The sequence below is a fragment of the Prevotella sp. 10(H) genome (assembly GCF_000711235.1).
Taxonomy (GTDB): domain Bacteria; phylum Bacteroidota; class Bacteroidia; order Bacteroidales; family Dysgonomonadaceae; genus Dysgonomonas.
On record NZ_JOMI01000002.1, the window covers coordinates 198,975 to 222,456 of the forward strand.

A 23,482-nucleotide genomic window follows, 5' to 3' on the forward strand; every position below is an offset into this window, starting at 1 on the left:
ATCCTGCAAATACGGGAACAGAATGATGAAATGTTTTGTTATTTTTGTACGATTGCCTCAAAAACAGAATGGAAAAAGAATCTTCGGGCTTCAGTATTTGGAAAATTCTCCTGCCTACATTTATCGGTATGGGGGTTATAATCTATATGTTCAGTCGCGAATTTAATGTTGCCGACCTGAAACAAATATCCGTCACAGGGCATACCGTTTTCTGGATAGCGATTGCATTCTGTTTTATGCTGGGGCGCGATGTCGGCTTTGTAATCCGTTACCGTTATCTTACCGAAAAACAATTATCGTGGAAGCAGTGTATAAAAGTTACACTGTTGGCCGAATTCGGTACGGCTATAACACCATCTTCGGTAGGCGGCTCCAGTATGGCTGTATTATTTCTGGCAAAGGAAAATATACCTGTGGGCAGAAGTACGGCGATGGTATTCGTTACCTTATTGCTCGATGAAATGTTTTTTGTGGTGACGTTTCCTATTCTGCTCTTGTTTCTTCCCTTTCATACATTGTTTGCCGACAATACGGCTTTAGGCTCGGGAGTATTGGTGCTTTTTATTGTGGCCTATATCATAAAGATGTTATTATGTACTATTTTAATAATAGGATTATTTTTCAAACCTCAGGCTATTCGCTGGTTGATAATAAAAATATTCAGGCTGCCTTTTCTCCGTCGCTGGCACAAGGGTGCCGCAAAAGCAGGCGATGATATTATCATAAGTTCGAAAGAAATCAGGGGAAAAACTTTTTCTTATTGGTTCCCTCTAATAACGGCTACTATCCTGTCGTGGAGTTCGCGCTATTTGGTAGTAAATGCAATATTTATTGCATTCTTTGAGGTACATGACAATCTGCTGATATTTGCACGTCAGTTTGTAATGTGGGTGGTAATGGTTGTTAGCCCTACTCCCGGTGGAAGCGGTTTTACCGAATTTATTTTTAAGCAATATCTGAGTGAATTTATCCCGTTAGCCGGTGTTGTTCCGGTCATTATTTTGCTATGGCGTTTGCTTACATATTATAATTACCTCTTTGTAGGAGCATTGATAGTGCCGGGTTGGGTGAAAAAGTCATTCGGGAAAAAGGAAGATTAACAGACGGGATATGAGGAAAATATTTTACATATTGTTCTTATCTTTAATTGCCGTAACAGGTATGTATGCCCAGCAGGTAGATACGGTCGATGTATTCAGCACAAAGATGAGCCGTTCATTAAAAGCGATTGTAGTTCTTCCGGACGGATACGATAAAAATAGTGCAAAAAAATATCCTGTACTTTATCTGCTTCATGGAGTGCAGTCGGGTTATAGGGCATGGACAAAAGTGATTAGACCTGCATTACCCGAAGATGCATCACGTTTGGGAATGATACTTGTTTGCCCCGAAGGAGAAAACAGCTGGTATATAGACAGTCCTGTTAATCCTGCTTCACAATTTGAAACTTATATATCAAAGGAACTGGTGAGTTTTATCGATAGTAATTACAATACATTGGCAAGTCGCGAATCGAGGGCAATATCCGGATTTAGTATGGGTGGCTATGGCGCTTTGCGATTAGCAATCAATCATCCCGATGTATTCGGTGCATGCGGTTCTATGAGCGGAGCGGTAGATTTTCGTCCGTTTCCAAGGGTATATAAATTAAGTACTCAATTAGGCACATATGCGGCAAACAAAGAACGCTGGGATAAGTATGTAATAGTAAATATACTCGATAAGATAAAGCCGGATTCATTGTCTATCATTATCGATTGCGGTCGTGATGACGAGTTCTTTAAGGTAAATGAAGAACTTCATAAGGCTATGTTAGATAAGGGTATTGTTCATAAGTATGTAATAGATGAGGGAAAACATAACCGTACGTATTGGAATAAAGCGGTTATAGAACAATTAAATTTTTTCTCCTGCTATTTTAGTAAAAGTAAGAGTAATTAAATCTGATAATAATGAAAAAATTATTTACAACCTTATGCTTACTATGCATCATTGTTTGCACTCCTCTCTTTTCACAGACTGTGGATACTGTGGAGGTATTCAGTTCGAAGATGAATAAAACGATAAAAAATGTAGTCGTATTGCCCGAAAATTATAATAAATCGGATACACAGAAATATCCGGTTCTTTACCTGCTCCATGGCCATGGCGGCAAATTTGACGAATGGGTTTTGAGAACTAAAAAAAGTCTGCCACAGGATGCAACTAGGTGGCAGATGATTATCGTTTGTCCTGACGGGCAAAATAGCTGGTATTGGGATAGTCCGGTCGATCCGGCTTCTCAGTTCGATACGTACATAAGCAAGGAACTGGTTAAATATATTGACAATAAATACCGGACTATTGTTTCACCTCAGGGAAGAGGTATTACAGGGTTTAGCATGGGAGGACATGGTGGTCTCTGGTTGGGAATTAATCATCCCGATGTTTTCGGTGCATGCGGAGGTATGAGCGGAGGTGTAGATCTTCGTGCTTTTCCCGGCAGTTTTGAAATAGTACCCAAAATAGGGAAGAGGTATAAAGATGATGCCGGATTGTGGGATGAGCATACTATTTTGAATCAACTTCATAAAATAGAACCGAATACATTGAAAATTATAATTGATTGTGGTATAAATGATTTCTTTTACAATGTGAACAAAAGGCTGCATGAGGAAATGATTTACATGAACATACCTCATGATTATATAGAACGCCCGGGCGAACATAGTGCAGAATACCTGCACAATTCGATAGATTATCAAATGATGTTTTTTTATAAACTCTTTAATGCTCATAAATAAGATATGAAGAAATTGAATATTGCATTTTTATTATCATTATTTTTCACCGCACTTCATGCCCAGACAGTCGATACTGTAGAAGTTTTCAGTGCTAAAATGAACCGTGCCATTAAGAATGTCGTCGTACTTCCCGAAGGATATAATAAAAACAATTCGCAGAAATATCCTGTCATATATCTGCTTCACGGATATGGGGGGAATTATAGCACATGGGTAGGCCAAACGAAAAAAAGTTTGCCGCAGGATGCTAACCAATGGCAGACTATCTTCGTATGCCCCGACGGGCAGGATAGCTGGTATTGGGATAGTCCGGTAGATCCGTCTTTCCAGTTCGAAACATATATAAGTTCAGAACTGGTTCAATACATAGATAATAAATATAATACAGTTGCCTCTCCGAAAGGACGTGCGATAACAGGCTTCAGTATGGGCGGCCACGGCAGTCTGTGGCTTGGAATTAATCATCCTGATATCTTCGGTGCATGCGGTTCTATGAGTGGGGGAGTAGATATACGTCCTTTTCCGAATAACTGGGATATGAGCAAACGGCTCGGGAAATATTCTGAGAACAACGAGCGCTGGGATAATCATACAATTATCACTCAACTATATAAAATAGAACCTTATAAGCTTGCTATCATTATCGATTGCGGCACAAGTGATTTTTTCTACAAAGTAAACGAACAGTTGCATAAGGAGATGCTTTACAGGAATATCCGGCATGAATATATCACCCGTCCGGGTGCACATAATCATGAGTATTGGGGTAATGCCGTAGATTATCAACTGATGTTCTTCTCCAAGTTTTTCAACCGGAAATAGTTATCTTTGAAATCAAATCATATAATCAGCAAAAAGAATGAAAGACGTTATTATTTCCGACAGACAGGATATTACCCGCATCGGGATTGAAACGCTTGCAGGCAGGACAAATAAAATGTCTTCCATCCTTTTTGCCGATACAAAAGCCGATTTGATAAAACAACTGGTTTCATATCCCGAAGCTATTGTAATACTGGATTATACTTTGTCGGATTTTACAAGTGTGGACGAATTGTTGAATGTCGGCTACCGTTTTTCCCTATCCCGCTGGCTATTGTTTTCCGATGAACTGAGTTATGATTTTCTGCGGCGTGTAACAATGAGCAGCGAAGCATACAGTATAGTTCTGAAATCGTGCGAAGTGGAAGAAATAAATATGGGGCTAGCCCATGTATTGCGCGGAGAACGTTATATCTGTGGGCGGATAACAAACCAGCTTTTGCAATCTCAAAAGCCTGTATCCGACTCGTTAGATCATATTCTGACTGCTACCGAGAAAGAGATACTAAAAGAAATTGCTTTGGGACGTACTACGAAAGAGATAGCATCGAACCGCAACCTGAGTTTTCATACGATTATCACTCACCGTAAGAATATTTTCCGCAAACTGGAAGTAAATAATGTACATGAAGCTATAAAGTATGCTATGCGTGCAGGCTTGGTCGATCTGGCGGAATATTATATTTAATCGAAAGAAAGGTAGGGATTAAGCCTTTTAATATCTTCTTCACAGAATTCATCCAATAAGGATAATCTGTTTACGGATTCTATTTTACCTTTCCGTTCGCGTATATCTGCAATGGCTTTCGCCTGTTTATAATCGATGTACGGATGCCTCATAAGTTCTTTAATACTTAAATGATTTATCCTTATCGTATTTGTTTTCGGTTCTATTGTCAGATATGGAGTGATTTTGTTATATAATCCTTCATCTATTCCCCATACTTCTTGTAGCTGTGTAATATCTGCATATCCACCCAGTAAATTCCGGTATTTGACGATTCTGCTGGCATAAGCGGTTCCTATACCCGGTATCTTTTTTAAGGCGGTGGTATCTGCGGAGTTTAATTCGATTGTTTCTCCTGTTTTCAGCTTTTCCTGATAGGAATATGCTAAGGGCTTTTGGGTATTCTGTATCTTTCTATTTGCAGTCTTTGTATTTTCCTTTTTGGTATTGATGAAAGAAGCCTCTTGTGTTTCTGTTAAATTGTCCTCTGCTTTTGGTGCAGGTTTTGTAAGGATATATATTATGCCGGAAAGAACAATGAGGATAAGCAATAATAGTATTGCAAGCCTGTCCCGCTTTTGGAAATAAAAGTAGTCTTTCAAGCACATCTTATATCGCTTTTTTTAACGTATAACAAATATTCGCAAAGCTATGAAAACAAAAGCTATTCACAATAAAAAATAAAGGTCGGATTTTCTTCCGGCCTTTATTTAATGAGAATAGATTAGTCTTTCAGATTGAAAGCCCCCAGTATTAGATATTAAGGTTTATTATTTATTCCGTTAAACTGAGCTTGTCTTATAGCCCATGCAAATACATTAAAGAATGCAACCGAGTTGTATACATCATACGAAACCCCCGACCCATAGTTCGGTTTTGCTTTAGGCTTTTTTGTAACCGGATCAAATGCGAACGGACATATCGTTTTACTTGAATAGTAACCGTTACCATTCGTTAATGCCGAATTGTGGGCGGAAATGAAACCACCATCACCGGCATAAAATAGGTTCATTGTTTTGTGTTTGAAAACTAGCGGGTTGCCTGTAATATCATAACTTCCACCTGACAAATTTGAATAATCATCTCCATAAGAATATATATCCAGTTCGCTCAGTGGCAAGTTAGTTAAAGACATTGCCCACGAAGCATCTTCACCCCAATATTTGCTTCTGATATCGCCGAAAGGCCCGTTCATTATCTCATCATCTGTATTCGTAAATTTATAGATAGAACCTGTTCCTTGTCCGCGATATTGCTTAATAGCCGAAACATTGAACAAATACCTGAAAAATAGGGCGGCACTACCATTCACACCATTAGGATTAGCTTCCCAAAGCAGGAGCATTACTCCTTTATTATTAAGATACTCAACAAAGGCATCCAACAATCTGGCTCTATCGCTTGCATCCGTAGGAATATAAAAATCCTGCGTAACAAGTACAATATCCGGTTTGTTATTTCTCAATTCATTTAAAATAGCAGTGACTTGTGAAGTTGTGGGAATTCCGGTGTAACTGGTTACAACGAAATCATAATTCGGCATATCGGTTTTTACAATACTGTTTTCCAGCACCCCGAAATTAGTGGGCGTTGTCAGAATCGTTCTTGCGGTAGAACCAGAAGACAGGTTATATCCATAATCGGCATCGTGCCCTAATGTATACACCCTCTTTTTAGGAATAACCACTATAACAGTCGCATTACATGTGGCAACAGATTTCTGGCTGTTAGAGGTGATTGTCATATATTTATCCGCCAGACTGGTCGGAGTTCCCGAGCCTCTTAATTTTATATTCATTGTGGTACCGGTCAGAAGCCCTTCATCCCTGAATGTGATGCCATCCACCGTATTAGTTTCGATAATATAAGTGGAGCCGACTGCAGAAAGGTCTACATTTAATGTCATTTCTATATAATTCTCATTCGGCTTCAACGGGACGTCTATTTTATAAACACCTCGTACCTTTACCGAACTACAGTCCATTGTATATAAAGGTTTTATAGACGAGTCCTCCACTTTTATATACAAAGGATCACAAGCATCCAGTTGTTTGTTGTTGAAAGTAATGGTGATGAGGTCACCGTTATTACCCGTAGGAGTAAATTTGAGCGGCGTTCCTGCTCCCGGTACCGAAATAAAATAATATCCCGGCGTCATAAACACTCCTGTTTGCGTGAAATAATACCCGTTGTCTATGCTATGATCGGCAGAATATGCCGCGCGGGCTGTGATAGTGTATGCCCCGGGTTTCTTTACATGCAAGGGTACGGTCATATAGTTCGATCCGTTTAATAACACTTTATCCTGATATTGACCGGCAAATTTAATTGAATCACAATCACCTAATTCCGCAATAGCATTCCCCAATTTAGTTTGAAAACAGTTCCATTGTTCCCCATCCCATTGGTTCAATCCCAGACAAAGCTCTTCATTGTCGTCTTCTTTAATGTTATACACAATAAGGCCTGTGTGTGATTTCTTTGCATCCAGATAGCTTTGTGGCTGAGGATTTGCATTTACTTCTGCCGGAGTTGCAAACGGTAGAAGTTCCTTTTTCATTTTCAGTGCTACACGGGGTAATAGTAAACCCCCGTTTTGTGCTGTTAAATCATCTAATGAATCAATAGCGTTGATGTCTTTTATCTGCAAAGTGGCATACTTTTCCGGTGGCTCCCCACTCCCTATTGTAACTTGTGAATACAGCATTAAATTGGTTATGAGTATGCCCATAGCCAACAATAGAAATTTTTTCCCCATTTTTCTGTAGTAAAATAAAGTTTTAGATTTTAACGTAAAGCTTCATCGATAAATATTTTTAAAAAAACATATTTGCCGATGAAAAATAACTACCCAATAATTTTTTTTGTTTATGTTTGTCTTTCATTTGTCATTTCTGAAACATAAATCACCTTTACAAAATAAATTATATATTTTTTGATAATCATTGATTTGTTTATCAAAAAAGTGTTTGTAATCTAACTGTTGAAAGGAAAAATATTCAGTATTTGAAATATAAAAAATATTCGATACAGGATTATTTCACAAAAACGATTGCGATACGCGGATTATTAACAATTATTTATTTATAAAGATTATTTATTTAAGATATGAAAAGTAAAAATGAGATAAGAAATGCAATAATATCTAAAATCAGAGACTGTGCGCCTGCTCATATAAATTTAACCGATTACGTTCAGGGGATACTGGGTCTTAGCCGGGTTTCTGTGTTTCGCCGGCTCAAAGGAGAGATATCTTTTACCTATGAAGAAATAGTCATTCTTGCAAAAGAAATGAATTTCTCGGTAGACGAACTTATTTATCTTAATTCAAAAAATAAACATCTTTTTGAAATGAATGGTCATGTTGAAGATAACATGGAATCAATTATTTTGAAAACATTGCAGCTGCACTATGAGGAATTAGAGGAAGAGAAGTCGGCCAATCAAAGAAGTACTATTATCATTTCAAATCATCTCTGGTTTGTGTATACACTTCACTTTGAAAATTTATTCAAGTTTTATTATTATAAGTTTATTTATCAGTGGCATCCCGAACGTATAAAAGATAGGATGAAAGATATAGAAGTGTTGCCTGAAATAAAAGACATCAAAAATAAGGTCAAGGATATGCGGCATAATCTCAGTCAGGGAGTCTGGGAATATATTATCGATCGTTACATATTCCTGAATACTATGCAGGAAATACAATATTATTACAGGCGTGGGCTCTTAGATGAAAACGAACTGACAGATATTGCGATGGATTTAAAACAACTGCTGAAATATATCGAATCTGAGATCGGACAAAACAAATCCTATGCAAGAAGGCACCAATATTACATTAGCGACAGGAAAATATATATCAATTCTGCTTCCGTAGAAAATGACGATAAAATCTATGGATTGATTTTCCCGAATGAATTACACCCGACCATATGTCGCGACCAAAATCTTTGCACCTTACACAGACATTATCTCGAAACATATAAGAGGCAAAGTAAATTTATTTCGGGAACTAATGAAGAATTGCAAATAAGTTTTTTTGAAAAGCAATATGCCTATGTTGAAGATTTGATGGCAAACAAAGACCTGATTAATTGATAACAGCGGCAGGAATCTCTTCCGGCCGCTGCTACATCGTTTATTATATGAATATTTCTTACAGTCCTTGTTCGCTCAAATATCTCTCAGCCTCTATTGCTGCCTGACATCCGCTTCCGGCAGCCGTTATTGCCTGACGATAGTGAGGGTCGGCAACATCACCCGCTGCAAATACACCGTCCAGTTCGGTTCTTGGTGTACCCGGAGCAGTAATGATATATCCTGTAGAATCGAGATTCAATTGTCCTTTAAATATATCGGTATTCGGTTTGTGGCCTATTGCAAGAAAGAAACCGTCTATATTGATATCGAATTTTTCTTCGTTAGGTTCCCCCAAATGCTTTACGATATGAGCGCCTTCTACACCGTTCTCCCCGAATAATCCTACAGCATTGCATTCGAACAAAATTTCTATTTTCGGGTTCTGCATCGTCCTGTCCTGCATCACTTTCGAAGCACGCAGATAAGGTTTACGCACAATCAGGTAAACTTTTTCTGCCAGTCCGGCAAGATAAATAGCTTCTTCGCAGGCAGTATCTCCGCCGCCTACTACGGCTACAACCTTTTTACGATAGAAAAAACCGTCGCATGTCGCGCAGGCAGATACACCCATTCCGGCATATTTGGCTTCATCCGGTAAGCCTAGATATTTAGCAGTGGCACCGGTTGCTATGATTACAGTATCTGTTTCTATTGTTTTTTCGCCATCGATGATAACTTTACGCGGATAGCTGGTAAAGTCTACTGCTGTGGCTATCCCGAAACGGATATCCGCTCCGAAGCGTGTAGCCTGTTTGCGCAGGTCTTCCATTAGTTCGGTACCTGTAACGCCTTCCGGATATCCCGGAAAGTTTTCTACGTCGGTAGTAGTTGTCAATTGTCCACCCGGCTGTATTCCTTCATAAAGTACAGGAAATAAATTGGCCCGCGATGCATAGATTGCAGCGGTATATCCTGCGGGGCCTGACCCGATAATCAGGCAACGTACTTTTTCGTTCATGTTTTAAGATTTATATGTTTTGTTTATATTTTATGCAAAGATATAGAAAATGCTTATTCATTCAAAATGTATGTCTTTCCAATTATTTATACATTCATAAACAAAATCTATCTATCGCAGGTCTACGATTTCGGCTCTCGGATATTCTTTCTTATCGAACTGAAATACAGCGTCCGGCAAGTTTGCACCGCTTTGGTAACTCTTTATGCTCAGTATATTTTCGATGCCGTTCTTGTCAGTTACGGTTATTTTTGAGAATATGTTGCTGGCTTTATCGATAAGTACAAGGATTTTAGTGAATTCGCCATTTTTTTTCTGAGGAATAAGTTCCACTTCGTTTAAAGATTTTCCGCCCGATCTCTTCTCCCCTTTATAAGACAAATTAAATCCCTTTTTATATATATTGAAAAGCACCGACGGGCTGATAGCCTGCAATTCTTCTCCGGTAGGACTGGTGATATTTACCTCTTCGGTATCTTTTACATATACCCACTGGGTAATGCCGTCGAACCATGTGATTGCATCCGGTATTTCAATCTTGAATTTATTGCCTTTCATAGATGCCTTACCGTCGTAGCTATATACCGAGTTGGACTTGGTATCTTTCGAATCGAGCGTGAAAGTAGCTGTTACGGCACCCGCTTTATTGTATGCATCCGATGCTTTATCCAATATATCACGGGCATTTTGAGCCCACAGTCCGGTGGCGAATGTGAAGAGTACGAATAATATAAAAAGTTTGCTTTTCATTTTCATTTTCTGATTTGTATACAAATATAGACAATTAATTGACTGAAAAGTTTAAAAACCCAAAGCTAAATACTCTCATTATTAGGATTATTTGTATTAACCTCTTATCCGATTAAGAATCTGTTTTTATATATAAATAATACTTACTATTCTATAAAACCCCACATCGCTTAAAATATTTTTTTACCCAGTTCGTCTACACTAATAGAGGTACCTAAGTAACAAATTATTAATTAGAATAAAACAAAAACAAATATGAGAAATTTTGGTATGGGCTTCTTCGGAAGAGGCCATTTCGATATGGACGCAAAAAAAGATCTTATGGAAAAATGGTCAGCAATGACTATGGAAGAGAAAGTTGAGTGCATGAATAAGAAAATGGAAAAAGCAGGCAAAGAGGGTTGCGGTCATCGCGGACACTTCGGTGGCTGGGGCTTCGCAGCCGGTATTTTCGACCATTTCCGCAAAAGCTGGGAGAAAATGACCCAAGAGGAAAAAGAAGCGTTTATAAAAGAAAGGGAAGATGCAATGAAGAACAGGGATTTTTCACATCACGGTCATTTCAGCGTCGAAGCTATCGATAAATTGTGTGAAGAATGGATGAGTAAGACATCCGAAGAAAAAGAGCAATTTATCAAAAATAAAAAAGAAGCTATCCTTAACAGGCATTTTGCTATGCATGGACATGGATTCGGCGGACACGGCGGGTTCGGCTTCGGAGAAGAATGTAATCACAGATAATGCGGGAGGCAGCGATAAACAATATTCAAAAGTTTCTACTAAAAAAGAGGTATTGCATTAGGATACCTCTTTTTCTATTATATATAAACCGATAATTTCTAAAAAGAATTGAGCCTTTGCTCCAGACTGTATTCATCCGCAATAAGCACATCACGCGCCTTGCTGCCCTGTGTCGGGCCTACAATGCCTGCCGCTTCAAGTTGATCCATCAGCCGTCCGGCACGGTTGTACCCTATCGAGAATTTACGCTGGATAAGCGATGTCGACCCTTGCTGATGCACTACAATGAGTCGGGCAGCCTCGTCGAAGAGCGGGTCTCGGTCGTTGAGGTCGATGTTTCCTATTTTATCTTCGCTGGCATCGCCGACATATTCAGGCAGTTCGAATGCATGGGAATATCCCTGCTGATTACCAATGTATTGTGCTATGCCTTCCACTTCAGGAGTATCTACGAATGCACACTGTATACGCACAAGATCGCTACCCTGAGAGAATAATAAATCTCCCCGTCCTATCAACTGGTTAGCTCCCGACATATCGAGAATTGTACGCGAGTCTATCTGCGAAGTTACACGGAAAGCCATACGTGCAGGGAAGTTAGCCTTTATCGTACCCGTAATGATATTTGTAGTCGGGCGCTGCGTGGCGATAACCATATGCATACCTACCGCACGTGCTTTTTGCGCAATACGCGCTATCGGCATTTCTATTTCTTTTCCGGCGGTCATTATCAGGTCGCCGAACTCGTCTATTATAATAACAAGGTATGGAAGGAACCTGTGCCCTTTCAATGGGTTAAGGCGGCGCTTCCTGAATTTTTCGTTGTATTCTTTAATATTACGCACACCTGCATTCATCAGCAGTTCGTAACGGTCATCCATTTCCTTAGTCAGTGAATTCAGGGTCTGGGTTACCTTTGTTACATCTGTAATAATGGCTTTTTCAGCATCGGGCAGTTTAGCCAGATAATGCTTTTCAATTGTAGAATAGATGTTGAATTCCACCATTTTAGGGTCAACAAGCACCATCTTCATTTCGGCAGGATGCTTCTTATATAATAATGATGTGATAATTGCATTCAATCCTACCGATTTACCCTGTCCTGTGGCTCCTGCTACAAGTAAGTGAGGCATCTTGCACAGGTCGAACATAAATATTTCGTTCGTAATTGTTTTACCCAATGCCACCGGCAGGTCGTAGGTACACTCCTGAAATCTGCGCGAGGCTATTACCGACTGCATGGATACAATCTGCGGGTCTTGGTTAGGAACCTCTATACCGATCGTTCCCTTACCCGGCATAGGTGCAATAATACGGATACCGAGTGCTGAAAGACTCAGTGCTATATCGTCTTCCAGATTACGGATCTTAGAAATGCGTACTCCGGCTTTCGGTACTATTTCATATAGTGTGATTGTAGGGCCGACGGTTGCCTTAATGGAAGTAATTTCAATACCGTAATTTTGCAGGGTAGTAATAATTTTGCTCTTATTGGCATTCTGTTCATCCATATCCACCCCTTTTCCGGTAGTGTCATATACTTTCAACAGAGCAGTAGAAGGGAAGTTGAAATTAGACAGGTCTTTTGTCGGGTCGTATTCTTCCATTTCTTCACCTTCGGGCAGAATATCGTCGGGCATATCGGTTTTTTTCACCAATGGAATTACAGGTTCTGTCTTCGGAGTATTTTTTACCGGCTGAACAAATTCTTCATCTTTAGGCACAACCACCTCGAATTCGTTATCCACTTTCACCGTGGTTGCCTTTTGCGGCTTCACCTTCTCGATCGGCAAAACTTTTTTATCAGGTATAATAACGTCTGCCTCATCCTCATTTTCTGAGATATCATTCTTATCTTTTTTCCTTCTCAGGAATGCAAACCAGCTTTTCTTTTCTTTCACCGGCTCTTCTTCCACTTCTTCTTCATAGAAATTGCTGACTTCCGGATCGAAACTGTCCGATGAATTGTTTTTCAACGGATTTTTGAACAGTCCGCGGAAAAACTCCATAGATGCTTTCTTTGTAATGATGAGGAATATAATCAGCAATAAAAGAATGATCATTATTACTCCCGGAATGCCGAGTGCAGCTTCCAGCTTATCCTCTATAAACTGCCCGTGCGCCCCGCCCCATATTATATGGCTGTCGCTAAATAGTGAAGAAAGCACAAAAGCGCTTGTTATCGATCCCCAGATCATGGCGAAAGCAATGAGCAGGAAAGACCGTATGGCCGATATTTTTATTACCCGCATCAGTTTCAGTCCCATCAGGATGAAATAAACAGGAATAAGCATAGAAAATATCCCGAACCATTTATTGATAAATATTTCAGCTATAAATGCCCCTGCAACTCCTGTCCAGTTGCTGATCTGTTGCTTTTGGGTGAGCAGGTCGAGGAAGTATCTGTTTTCAACTTTGCTTTGGTCGGCAGCTCCCGTTCCGAAGAACGATATCTCTGCCAGGAGGATGTATGCGCCTATGAAAGCAAGGCACACACCCAGTAAAAATCTGGTACGTTCCTTTTTTATGAACTCTAAAAACAAAGAGCCTTTATTTGGTGTTTTCTTTTTCTGAACAGTTTTTTTTGCCATATGATGGTGAAGCGAAAAGGATAATCTAAGTTTGGTTTATTATTCAAAAATCTAACTACAAATATAACGCTTTTTTAAATAGGAATGCTGCGGAGTTTTCTTCTTTTACAATAGCCCTAAAATCATAAATTATATAAAATTTGCAGGTCGTGGAGATTTTTTTACTAAAAAAAACAATTTAAATTAAACCTTTTCTAATTTTTTCAGTCACACATGTCAAGGTAAATAAAAAATCATATATACAGGAATAATGGAAAGGAATAGTGTCCTACTTATTTTTTTGTGCTTATTTTTTCAATTGACTGCGCAATCTCAGACAGTAAATATTACAGGTACAGTATTTGACGATGCTACCAAGGAAGGCATAGAACTTGCCAGTATAAGAGTAATGAATCAAAAAGATAGTGCCTATGTAACAGGTGCGGCCACAAATGCAACAGGTAAGTTCAGCGTGGCTGTAAAGCCTGGCAACTATCTTGTCCATGTATCTTTTTTGGGTTATGTTGAACAATATTTCAATGTGAATACAAGGGAAAAAAGAACCATTGGTGATGTATATCTGAAAGAAGACGGGATATTGTTGGGAGAAGCCGTAGTAGAGGCCAAAGCTCCCGAAATCATTATAAAGGGGGATACAACCGAATACAATGCCGATTCGTATAAGGTTCAGGAAAGTGCTGTGCTCGAAGACCTGATCAAGAAGATACCCGGAGCAGAGATCGATGCCGACGGAAAGATTACAGTAAACGGAAAGGATATAACCAAAATACTTGTAGACGGCAAGGAATTTTTTAGTGACGACCCTAAAACTGCATCACAGAATCTTCCTGCCAAAATGGTGGAAAAACTGCAGGTGCTGGATAAGAAATCCGATATGGCTCAACTAACAGGCTTCGACGATGGGGAAGAACAGACTGTTATCAATCTGGTCGTAAAGCCAGATATGAAACAGGGAACACTGGCTAATTTACTTACCGGATACGGGAATAAAGACCGATACGAAGGAAACGGCTTTGTAAACCATGCCAGAGGAGATACCCGAATTTCGGTGCTGGGGAATATAAATAATAACAATAATGAGAATGCTAATTCACGCGGTGGGGGCAGAGGTCTTACCGAAACAAAAGAAGTGGGGTTGAATATTGCTTCCGAGACATCCGAGAAATTTAAATTCGACGGAGATATTTATTACAGCCATACCGACAATGACCTCACCTCTACGACCAGCAGAGAGTATTCATCGCGCAATATGACCGAAAACGGTATGTCGGAATCTAATAATAAAAACGGTCGTTTTCGCTCGCGTTTCCGTTTCGAATGGACACCTGATACGTTGACAAAAATTATTTTTACTCCAAATATTTCATTTAACAAGACAGATAATTCATCATTGAGTACATCATTGAGGGAGAATTTCGATGCACCGAATCAGAATATGTCTTCTACCAGCACTTCTTCTTCGGATGGCAATACTTTCAGCTTGAATGGCAACTTGTTAATAAACAGAAAACTGAATAATAAAGGACGTTCGATTACCTTCGAATTATCAGGTGGACTTAGTGACGGAGACACTGACGGCACAAACTATTCCCTTACCGATTATGTAAATACCGGAGAACAGAAGCTATTAGACCAGATTTCGGATCAGAAAAACAACAGCAATAACTGGCGTGCACGTGTTTCATATCTGGAGCCGATAGGGCGTGGTAATTTTTTGGAGCTGGCATATAATATCCGGAATAATCATTCCGAAACGGATAAAAAAACGTATGAAAACGACGGAACAGGAAACTACAATAAGGTAGCGGAAGACTATACACGTAATACCCAGAATGACTTCCTGAACCAGAACATATCACTCAGTTTTCAGGCGCGCAGGCAAAAATACAATTATACAATCGGTGCAGGGCTGGAACCGTCGAGTTCGAAGACAAAGGTTACACAACCGAATATGGAAGAAAGAAACGATCCGCGCAGGAATTTCCTTAATTTTGCACCGCGAATGGAATTCAACTATTTGTGGGACAGAAGGCATAATCTGCGTATACGGTATGACGGATCCACCAGTCAGGCAAGTACAAACCAGTTATACGACGGTATTATCAGCCAGAATGCTACGGATACCACAAGAGGTAATCCTAACCTGAAACCGAGTTTCCGTCATAATGTAAACCTGCGTTACCAGAAGTATATACCCGAGAATGCTTCTTCTATCATGGCCTTTGCAAGATTCCAATATATAACGAACGATATCGTGAGTGTATCCAGTTGGGCAGACAATGGTGGGAGGACAAGCACGTATGAAAATATATCCGGTAATATGAACGGATTCTTCCGCTTCATGTACAATACTCCGCTAAAAAATAAAAGTTTTTCTATCAATACGGGTACATTCGGTAATTATACACGGGATAATACCTTTATTTCGAGTAAAGATACAGACCCTCAGAAAAATACGGCGAATATATACCGTATAGGTGAAGATCTGCGCCTGAAATTTAACTCCGACAAACTGCAGTTTAATATCGGTGGTAATATTACCTATGAAGATACGAAACACAGTTTGTCTAAAGATAGGAACCAGGCTATTTACAATTACGGAGGCTTCGGTGATTTCACATGGTACTTACCCTATAATTTCACATTGGAGAGCAATTTGAATTATTCATCCAATTCGGGTTACGAATCAGGATATCAACAAAATTCATGGCTGTGGAATGCCTCTTTATCGAAGCAGTTTAATATAAGTTTCAATTCGGGCGATTCGAAGACAACGCTTCCTACCACGCTTCGTTTCAAAATTTACGACATATTACAGGACAGAAGTAATATATCGCGTTCATCGAATGCTGAAAGTATAACATATTCAACAACGAATACTATCACCAGCTATTTTATGGTCAACCTTATCATTCGCTTCCAGTCTTTCAAAGGTGGTGCGAAGAGGGCTGATATGCCTGAAGAAGGAGGCCGCCGTTATGGTCCTCCGGGTGGAGGCCCTCCGGGAGGCGGACGCAGAGGTGGAGGCCCTATGTTCTAAGAGATATAGCAGAATCCGTAACGTTGAGTTGCGGATTTTTTTATTTATAATCGGAAAAAAATAAGGACGTCTTCACAGACAGCCTTATCGAGAATCGTTGCTCTATTTAAACTCTTATTTTGGATGATAATATTTCTTTTATAAACAGCCTCCGTATCTAATTCACAGATTACTTACAGAGGCTGCAGTCGTAGGAAATTAATCAGACATCTGAGATAATTCGAGTGCTTTGGTTGTGATATAATATTTTGTCAGCATATTGGGCACTTCCCACTCCGGAAGTTTACCGTCTTTCAAATATTGCAGATAGTTGGCGGCAACCTGTCCGAAATGAGCTTCGTGTCCGACTTTATAGGATTCCGGTATAATAACTTCGCTTCTGTTATCTCCGTGCTTGAGAGATATTCCCGGATATTTTTTCAGTAGTGTAGGTAAATATTTATCGAGGGCTGCTTTAAGAACTTCATAATTTTTGCCTTTTACAGGTTCGATATAAAGCGTCGGTTTATATTCCTGTTCCTTGCCTTGCAATATAATAAGGTTGCATAAGGATCCCCGCATAATAGAGTAATGGGTATCCCCTGTTCCGGCCGGCGCCTGATAGTTCCATATCACACTGATCTTGGCATGGATGTCATTTATCGTATAATTGAATGCACCATTTGATAACACATATAATGAATCTCCTTTTACATCTTTCTGCAGATAAGACGGGTATTTGTCCATTGCCGTTGCCATTTTGAACTGCTCTTTAGAGAGGACTGTCGGCCATTGTTTCGATTGATATATATTTACCTTATTACGGTCTATAATCTGCTCAGGAAAGCATTCCCATTGTACAAGATCGACAAGATGTGTGGTAACGTCCACAATTCCGTTGCCTTCCTGTTCCACATCGAAGAACCATGCCGGCCTTTTCAGTACGCTTCCTGCAACATCCTTGTAGAAATGGTGTACACTTTCTTTCACAATGGCAGGCTCTTCGGCCGAACCTTTCTGCATGGTTCCGAATAGTTCCGGTACCATTGAGAATTCTTTTTGCAGTATGGTCGTTATTTCGAAACGTTCGGTCATTACATCGTAAAGCAATACGCCTTTTTCTTCTGCCAGCTTAAAAGCATCTTCCAGTAATTTAAAGTTTTCGGTATTTATCGCCATGGGTTTATCTGCCAGAACATTCAGACCTGCCTCTATCGACTTGAATATATATTCGGTCTTTTTCTTATTATTCCCTGCCAGAACAACCACGTTTCCTGGTTTCTGTTCCAGCATTTTCTCTAAGAAATCGTTGCCGAGATAAACATTTTTTTTCCAATGAGTTGGTTCTTCGCTTCTGGCATTGAATCCTTCTATCTTGGATAAATATTCATTCACTTCATCTCCTTCCGGTGCATATACATGGAATCCTTCATCGATTTGCGGATTATGCGTCTTTTGCAGCAGGGCAGCATGGAAATGCCCCGGATCGAGGATAATAAGCGTCACCTTGTCGGATTTCCCGCTGTCTTTTGTACATGCAGCAAACAACAATCCTATCAGAAATATTGTATAATACTTTATCATATATGTTCGTTTTATAGATGAGTTTTAACGAATCTCGAACCCTGCGCGTTGAGGTCTCGATATCATGCTGTTTGCTTCATCATCGTTTTTGAAACGTTCCCTGATAGGATCCCAGTATAATTTCCGTTGCAGCTTCATAGCTATATGCTGCAACAGGCAGGCTGTACACGAACGATGTGCCACCTCTGCCGGGGCTATCGGCTGGGTACGGTTCTTTACTGCTTCGAGCCAGTTGCCGTGATGGTCTTTACTTTCAGGCACTCTCCATGCTCCATCGCCTAGAGGGGCCAGTATCTTAGGGTCGCTTGCATCTATTGCTTTCGATTTTTTTGTAGGAGATGTCGGATCGCTTGTTGTAATTTGCTGGTCGCCACGGCTGACAAATATCCAGCCCTTGGTGCCTTTAAATAATATTCCGTTTGGCTTGTCGGTATTGTTTTCGGTTAAGCCGTATACTTTTACTCCGTTCGGATATAGAAGTTCCGTTTCGAAATTTCCGTGCACATCCCATAGCCCCGAAGTAGGGAATGTTGCTTTTCCGCTTATTTCTACAGGCCCCGAATGTTCGAGATTCATCGCCCAGTGTACAATGTCGAAATGGTGGGTGCCCCAACCCGTAATCATTCCGGCACCGAACTGTTCGCATCTCAGCCAGCCCGGCCTTCCGTAGCCTGTTGGCGGATGAACACGGTCTTCTGTATAGTAAACATATGGGGTAGGCCCTATCCACAAGTCATAATTCAACTGCTTTGGAACAGGCATCTCGTTTGTCTTGCCTCCGGCCGGGTCCCCGGGCAGTCTTACCTCACATGAGATAAGATCGCCAATCCTGCCGTTGCGGACAAATTCGACTGCTTCACGGAACTGTTTCCACGAACGCTGCTGGCTACCGATCTGAAATATACGTCCTGTCCTGTTCACTGCATCACTCATGAGGCGCCCTTCCTCAATTGTTAATGATGCAGGTTTCTGCAGGTATACATCTTTTCCGGCATATACAGCGTCTATAGCCTGTTTCGCGTGCCAATGGTCGGGAGTACTGATTACTACAGCATCGATATCCTTATTGTTGAGCATATCGAGATAGTTTTCGTAAGTAGCTACTCCATTATACGCTTTGCCCGTCTTTTTTGCATAATAATTATTTATCAGTTCTTTACCCTGTTCCAGCCTTACACTGTCTACATCGCATGCTGCCATTATCTTTGTGAAATCATATTTCCATATACCCGGCAAGTCGTGTCCCCGTGATATACGGCCTACCCCAATGGCCCCTACATTTATCTTATTGCTCGGCGCATCTTTTCCCAGTACACTTGCCGGAATGATAGTCGGCATTATGAAAGAACCTGCGCCTAAGGCTGCCGCTCTTTTTATAAAGTCTCTTCTGGATGTTGTCATATCGTGTTTTTTATAGTATTATTATTTGGTCATAGTTACTGTTATACGTGGAGGACTAGCATAGTCCAGCCAGTACTGTTCTGCCCTTTCGGCTGTCATTTCACCGCTGTAAACTACCACCCTATACTGCAATGTATAGTCTTTCCCCGGCATCAGTGGCCAGTCTTTAGTTTTCGCCGGATTGAAGTTCATATATACATCCTTATCTCTTTCTGGCCATACACGTATAGGTTCCGGAAAATTGAAGTTAGTAGGATAGCTTAGGAAGAGTATTCCCGACTGATTTCCTCCGGCCTTTCCGTTACAAAACATCCAGCGGGCGACGGTATTGTCGGCATCCTTCCTTGTTTTACCTTCCGATGTAAGGATAGTGCTTGTAGACGTATTCCATTCGGGAGTTGCCCGTATGCTGAATCCGGCATAACGGTAAGCATTGATAATAAACGGAGATTCGGAAGCGCAATTCATTGTAGAGGAGAAATCCCACAGCCATACTTTGCGGTTCTGTTCATCTTTTACATCCCATAATCTGATTGCAAAAGTTTCGTTCATGGCTACCTTTTCATATCCCGGTTTGAATACAACATGTTCCTGAATACCTTTCAGCCCTCCGTATACCGTGCCTCCTGTCATAGAGTTGAAAGCTTTAAACCTTACAGTTCCCTGCCCGTCGGCAAGATTCCAGAAATCGACGGATTTTCCCTCGAATGTTACCCGTGTCCATGGATTCCATATGCCGTAATGATGATAATGGTCGCGAGGCTGTATGTTTGTCAGTACTTCGCCGGTAGGCGACCAAAGGGGATGTATAAATCCACTGCGGCGGTATTCATATTTTGCGCCTTTGGGCGGAAGTTTTACTCCGTAATGGTATTCCATTACTTTATTCTCACTCGAAGATATCAGTATGGCATCTTCCGATTTCTTTATGTTTATCACATTGTCGAAATTTTCCGGCTTGCCGTTTTCAATTATATACCTGCGTTTGCTTTTTGCTTTGGTATGGGAGGATATTATCCACGATAGTATACGGCCGCTTTGTGATTGCTCGATCTGGTACTTTACAGGAACCTTTTCTTTATTTATCATTTCATACAAAACCAGACTTGAATCGGCTTCGAGCGTTATAGCATCGAGCGATATATTGACGGGGGTCTCATATCTGTCTGAAGCTCCGGCATCGACCACAATTGTAGCTATTTCTTTTCCGCTTATATAATAGGTGGAGAGCAGAAATAAGGAAGCGATAATGATTATTTTTTTCATATTGGATAGTATCAAAATTTAGCGGTTAGTACATTCTTATTTACAATAACAAATATCGAAATTAAAACAAATCCCTTCAAATACTAAATTCGCAAATGCTTATACAATAATTGCATTAACTATAGACTCTGAGCAAATAAAGGTAAAAGATAAAATAAGTGTGATAATTCTCATAAAAGTTTAAGTTAATACAACTAAACGGAGTAGTAAAAAACATTTAAATTTTTGGGAGACATTTAAAGTATTATTATATTTACAGGTAATAAACCTAAATCAGTTCGATATTTTTTAAGCCTTAAGAGGGACACATTATTGCGGGAGACAGAGCACGTCTTCGCTCGTAATTATTCAATCCGTAATTCGTTATACTTATCCTTGTTCGGATAGGATATCTATATGAAAAGAGATAGCACTATCTCCGGATTATAATCAACAGAAACATATATGCCTTGAAAATAATATTATGAAAACTACAGTGAAAATAATGCATGAGCAGCTTGGGCTTGTTTCCGGCTCTCCGGTTAAAATAAAGTGGTGCGATTACGACTACTTCAAGTATCCGTGGCATTTCCATAATGAATATGAAATAGTGTATGTCATTAAAAGCTCGGGCACACGCTTTGTAGGGAATAACATAGAGCCGTTCACCGATGGAGACTTGGTGCTGTTCGGAAGCTATCTTCCGCATATGTACCGCAATGATGATAAATATTATGAGGGCAATCCCGAGCTGCGTGTGCATGCTATTACAATACAATTTTCAAAAGATTTTTTCAACCATGCCATTCAGTATTATCCCGAATTCCAGAAAATAAAAGGGATGCTGGATATGGCGAAGAAAGGAATCTATTTCGAAAAACGGGAGAATGATATTATCCGCAAACGCATAAAAAAGTTGCTGAATATGTCGGGTCTGGAAAGGCTACTCGAATGTATCAAAATTCTTTCCCTAATGAGCAAAACGTCATATAAACGGGTGCTTAGCAGTGATAGCATCGACCCGGATCCGCTGCTGTATGGAGACTCACGCATCACAAAGGTATTAAGTAAGCTGAACCGTGATTATCACAAGCCTGTTATATTATCAGAAATTTCGGATATATCTGGTATGAATAAAAGTGCTTTCTGCCGCTATTTTAAAGAAAAAACAGGGAAGCCGATGATGTTGTATATAAATGAATTGCGAATTAAATATGCCTGCAACCTGTTGCTGGGCGGCGATATGTCTATTTCGCAGATTTGCTACGAATGCGGGTATAATAATATTTCTAATTTTAACAGGCATTTCAAGAAAATAACGGGCTTTACTCCATCGGAATATATAGAAGAATTTAAGCGGGATATGCGTCCGGTCATTGTAGAAGAACCGGAGGAAATATAAAAAATCCCTCTTCCTACGGTTGAATGAGGAAGAGGGATTCGCATAATAAGCATCATTGGTTAGCAGTGCAATGATGCAAATCAGAACGGAATCTTAAAAACATGCTTTATCAGCCTTTTCTATACCCATTTCCAAACCGCATATTTCGGCCATCCCTTTCATCCGTCCGATGAGGGGATAGCCCGGATTTGCCTTACGGTTGTAATCATCTAATATTCTTAACCCATGATCGGGACGAAACGGCATCCGAACATCTTTTCGCCCTTTTCTTATTCTTCTTTTCTGTTCTTCGAGCAAGGCTTTCACTACTTCGTACATATCTATAGATCCCTCGAGATGTCCCGATTCGTAAAAACTTCTACCGTTCAGCCTTTGTGTATTGCGCAGATGAACAAAATGTATCTTTTCTCCCAGTTGTTTCACAAACTCTACAAGGTCGTTGTCTTCCCTAGCCGATAGCGAGCCTGTACATAAAGTGATACCGTTCGCAATGGAATCGTATTGTTCCACTATCCACTTGAAGTCGTCTATTGTGCTGGCAATACGCGGTAGCCCGAGTAAAGGAAAAGGAGGGTCGTCAGGGTGAATAGCCATATTGACGCCCCATTTTTCGGCTACCGGCAGCACATCCGATAGGAAAGCAGAGAGATTTTTCCGCAGTTGTCCCGAATCGATATCTTTATATTGTTCCAGATATTTCAGGAACAATTGTTTGTAATCTTCCACATCTCCCACAGTGCCGTTGATAAAGCCCTGTGTAACTACAATTATGTTGTGTGCCAGTTTTTCCTTTTCTTCGTCAGTCATATTTTCTGCCAGTACACGTGCTCTTTCCCTCACATCCTGCGGATAATCATCTGCTGCAGACGGGCGCTTAAGTATATGAATATCGAAAGCGGTAAAAACAAGATAATCGAACAGCATCGATTCGGCGCCGTTTTTATCTTTATAATGAAGGTCGGTTCGTGCCCAGTCGAGTACCGGCATAAAATTGTAGCAGACAGTATCAATGCCGCATTCTCCTAAATTGCGAATCGACCTCTTATAATTTTCTATCAGCCTGCACCTATCTGCTGAACAAGTCTTTATTCCTTCCGACACGGGCAAACTCTCTACTACACTCCAGCGCATACCCCACGACTCGATTTCGCATTTTACTTTCATTATCTCCTCTTTTGTCCATACTTCCCCGTTCGGAATATGATGCAAGGAGGTTACAATGCCCTCTATTCCTATTTGTTTTAGTTGTGACAACGTTACCGAATCGTTAACTCCAAACCAGCGCCATGTTTTTTCTAATGCCATATTACCTAATT

The 23,482-nt window shown here is 40.2% G+C and carries 18 protein-coding genes; 9 read left to right on the forward strand and 9 right to left on the reverse strand.

Annotation, left to right across the window (positions count from 1 at the left end; all coding sequences use genetic code 11):
* Positions 1-68 precede the first annotated feature (68 nt).
* Genes K348_RS0104375 through K348_RS0104395 form a run of 5 tightly spaced genes read left to right on the forward strand, consistent with a single transcriptional unit; the run spans position 69 to position 4,293 of the window.
* Positions 69-1,100, forward strand: coding sequence for a lysylphosphatidylglycerol synthase transmembrane domain-containing protein (locus K348_RS0104375; protein ID WP_029903300.1), 1,032 nt, complete (start codon positions 69-71; stop codon positions 1,098-1,100).
* A 10-nt stretch (positions 1,101-1,110) separates the two neighbouring features.
* Positions 1,111-1,941: an alpha/beta hydrolase family protein gene (locus K348_RS0104380; protein ID WP_029903302.1), complete on the forward strand. Its 831-nt coding sequence runs from the start codon at positions 1,111-1,113 to the stop codon at positions 1,939-1,941.
* An 11-nt stretch (positions 1,942-1,952) separates the two neighbouring features.
* Entirely contained in the window at positions 1,953-2,783 is an 831-nt protein-coding gene (locus K348_RS0104385; protein WP_029903304.1) for an alpha/beta hydrolase family protein, read from the forward strand.
* A 3-nt stretch (positions 2,784-2,786) separates the two neighbouring features.
* On the forward strand, positions 2,787-3,605 hold the full coding sequence (locus K348_RS0104390) for an alpha/beta hydrolase family protein (protein ID WP_029903306.1): 819 nt from the start codon (positions 2,787-2,789) through the stop codon (positions 3,603-3,605).
* 37 nt (positions 3,606-3,642) lie between these two features.
* Complete coding sequence (locus K348_RS0104395; protein ID WP_029903307.1) at positions 3,643-4,293, forward strand: response regulator transcription factor; 651 nt, start codon at positions 3,643-3,645, stop codon at positions 4,291-4,293.
* Here K348_RS0104395 and K348_RS0104400 read toward each other — a convergent pair.
* Positions 4,290-4,940 (reverse strand): helix-hairpin-helix domain-containing protein, encoded by a 651-nt coding sequence (locus K348_RS0104400; RefSeq protein WP_029903308.1) that lies wholly within the window; start codon positions 4,938-4,940, stop codon positions 4,290-4,292. The two genes, K348_RS0104395 and K348_RS0104400, sit on opposite strands and share 4 nt — an antisense overlap.
* 152 nt (positions 4,941-5,092) lie before the next feature.
* Positions 5,093-7,090, reverse strand: a complete 1,998-nt coding sequence (locus K348_RS0104405; protein WP_231496744.1) for a hypothetical protein — start codon at positions 7,088-7,090, stop codon at positions 5,093-5,095.
* A 350-nt stretch (positions 7,091-7,440) separates the two neighbouring features.
* On the opposite strand from K348_RS0104405, the gene K348_RS0104410 reads away from it, so the two are divergent.
* Positions 7,441-8,433 carry a helix-turn-helix domain-containing protein gene (locus K348_RS0104410; protein ID WP_029903312.1) on the forward strand — a complete coding sequence of 331 codons (993 nt, stop codon included), beginning with the start codon at positions 7,441-7,443 and terminating at the stop codon, positions 8,431-8,433.
* Positions 8,434-8,491: 58 nt separating this feature from the next.
* Here the strand turns inward: K348_RS0104410 and trxB are convergent, their stop codons facing one another.
* Both trxB and K348_RS0104420 read right to left on the reverse strand, forming a co-directional pair.
* A complete protein-coding gene (gene trxB / locus K348_RS0104415) occupies positions 8,492-9,433 on the reverse strand; it encodes a thioredoxin-disulfide reductase (protein WP_029903314.1) in 942 nt (313 codons plus the stop codon).
* A 111-nt stretch (positions 9,434-9,544) separates the two neighbouring features.
* Positions 9,545-10,183: a LolA-like putative outer membrane lipoprotein chaperone gene (locus tag K348_RS0104420; RefSeq protein WP_036930215.1), complete on the reverse strand. Its 639-nt coding sequence runs from the start codon at positions 10,181-10,183 to the stop codon at positions 9,545-9,547.
* A gap of 255 nt (positions 10,184-10,438) precedes the next feature.
* Between K348_RS0104420 and K348_RS18350 the strand changes: the two genes are divergently transcribed.
* A complete protein-coding gene (locus K348_RS18350; RefSeq protein ID WP_036930182.1) occupies positions 10,439-10,924 on the forward strand; it encodes a hypothetical protein in 486 nt (161 codons plus the stop codon).
* Positions 10,925-11,022: 98 nt separating this feature from the next.
* On the opposite strand, the gene K348_RS0104435 is transcribed toward K348_RS18350, so the two are convergent.
* On the reverse strand, positions 11,023-13,515 hold the full coding sequence (locus K348_RS0104435; RefSeq protein ID WP_029903317.1) for a DNA translocase FtsK: 2,493 nt from the start codon (positions 13,513-13,515) through the stop codon (positions 11,023-11,025).
* Between the two features lie 298 nt (positions 13,516-13,813).
* Between K348_RS0104435 and K348_RS0104440 the strand changes: the two genes are divergently transcribed.
* On the forward strand, positions 13,814-16,555 hold the full coding sequence (locus tag K348_RS0104440) for a TonB-dependent receptor (RefSeq protein ID WP_231496745.1): 2,742 nt from the start codon (positions 13,814-13,816) through the stop codon (positions 16,553-16,555).
* A 198-nt stretch (positions 16,556-16,753) separates the two neighbouring features.
* On the opposite strand, the gene K348_RS0104445 is transcribed toward K348_RS0104440, so the two are convergent.
* Genes K348_RS0104445 through K348_RS18355 form a run of 3 tightly spaced genes read right to left on the reverse strand, consistent with a single transcriptional unit; the run spans position 16,754 to position 20,785 of the window.
* Complete coding sequence (locus K348_RS0104445) at positions 16,754-18,118, reverse strand: putative oxidoreductase C-terminal domain-containing protein (protein WP_029903322.1); 1,365 nt, start codon at positions 18,116-18,118, stop codon at positions 16,754-16,756.
* Between the two features lie 24 nt (positions 18,119-18,142).
* Positions 18,143-19,519: a Gfo/Idh/MocA family protein gene (locus K348_RS0104450; protein WP_029903324.1), complete on the reverse strand. Its 1,377-nt coding sequence runs from the start codon at positions 19,517-19,519 to the stop codon at positions 18,143-18,145.
* Positions 19,520-19,540: 21 nt separating this feature from the next.
* A complete protein-coding gene (locus K348_RS18355; RefSeq protein WP_029903326.1) occupies positions 19,541-20,785 on the reverse strand; it encodes a PmoA family protein in 1,245 nt (414 codons plus the stop codon).
* Positions 20,786-21,248: 463 nt separating this feature from the next.
* Between K348_RS18355 and K348_RS0104460 the strand changes: the two genes are divergently transcribed.
* Positions 21,249-22,166 (forward strand): AraC family transcriptional regulator, encoded by a 918-nt coding sequence (locus tag K348_RS0104460; RefSeq protein WP_051697622.1) that lies wholly within the window; start codon positions 21,249-21,251, stop codon positions 22,164-22,166.
* A gap of 93 nt (positions 22,167-22,259) precedes the next feature.
* On the opposite strand, the gene uxuA is transcribed toward K348_RS0104460, so the two are convergent.
* Positions 22,260-23,471: a mannonate dehydratase gene (gene uxuA, locus K348_RS0104465; protein ID WP_029903329.1), complete on the reverse strand. Its 1,212-nt coding sequence runs from the start codon at positions 23,469-23,471 to the stop codon at positions 22,260-22,262.
* Positions 23,472-23,482: the final 11 nt, after the last annotated feature.

Coding starts and splice junctions, on each gene's coding strand:
- K348_RS0104375 (WP_029903300.1), top strand. CDS start 69: ATGGAAAAAGAATCTTCGGGCTTCAGTATTTGGAAAATTCTCCTGCCT.
- K348_RS0104380 (WP_029903302.1), top strand. CDS start 1,111: ATGAGGAAAATATTTTACATATTGTTCTTATCTTTAATTGCCGTAACA.
- K348_RS0104385 (WP_029903304.1), top strand. CDS start 1,953: ATGAAAAAATTATTTACAACCTTATGCTTACTATGCATCATTGTTTGC.
- K348_RS0104390 (WP_029903306.1), top strand. CDS start 2,787: ATGAAGAAATTGAATATTGCATTTTTATTATCATTATTTTTCACCGCA.
- K348_RS0104395 (WP_029903307.1), top strand. CDS start 3,643: ATGAAAGACGTTATTATTTCCGACAGACAGGATATTACCCGCATCGGG.
- K348_RS0104400 (WP_029903308.1), bottom strand. CDS start 4,940: ATGTGCTTGAAAGACTACTTTTATTTCCAAAAGCGGGACAGGCTTGCA.
- K348_RS0104405 (WP_231496744.1), bottom strand. CDS start 7,090: ATGGGGAAAAAATTTCTATTGTTGGCTATGGGCATACTCATAACCAAT.
- K348_RS0104410 (WP_029903312.1), top strand. CDS start 7,441: ATGAAAAGTAAAAATGAGATAAGAAATGCAATAATATCTAAAATCAGA.
- trxB (WP_029903314.1), bottom strand. CDS start 9,433: ATGAACGAAAAAGTACGTTGCCTGATTATCGGGTCAGGCCCCGCAGGA.
- K348_RS0104420 (WP_036930215.1), bottom strand. CDS start 10,183: ATGAAAAGCAAACTTTTTATATTATTCGTACTCTTCACATTCGCCACC.
- K348_RS18350 (WP_036930182.1), top strand. CDS start 10,439: ATGAGAAATTTTGGTATGGGCTTCTTCGGAAGAGGCCATTTCGATATG.
- K348_RS0104435 (WP_029903317.1), bottom strand. CDS start 13,515: ATGGCAAAAAAAACTGTTCAGAAAAAGAAAACACCAAATAAAGGCTCT.
- K348_RS0104445 (WP_029903322.1), bottom strand. CDS start 18,118: ATGATAAAGTATTATACAATATTTCTGATAGGATTGTTGTTTGCTGCA.
- K348_RS0104450 (WP_029903324.1), bottom strand. CDS start 19,519: ATGACAACATCCAGAAGAGACTTTATAAAAAGAGCGGCAGCCTTAGGC.
- K348_RS18355 (WP_029903326.1), bottom strand. CDS start 20,785: ATGAAAAAAATAATCATTATCGCTTCCTTATTTCTGCTCTCCACCTAT.
- K348_RS0104460 (WP_051697622.1), top strand. CDS start 21,249: ATGAAAACTACAGTGAAAATAATGCATGAGCAGCTTGGGCTTGTTTCC.
- uxuA (WP_029903329.1), bottom strand. CDS start 23,471: ATGGCATTAGAAAAAACATGGCGCTGGTTTGGAGTTAACGATTCGGTA.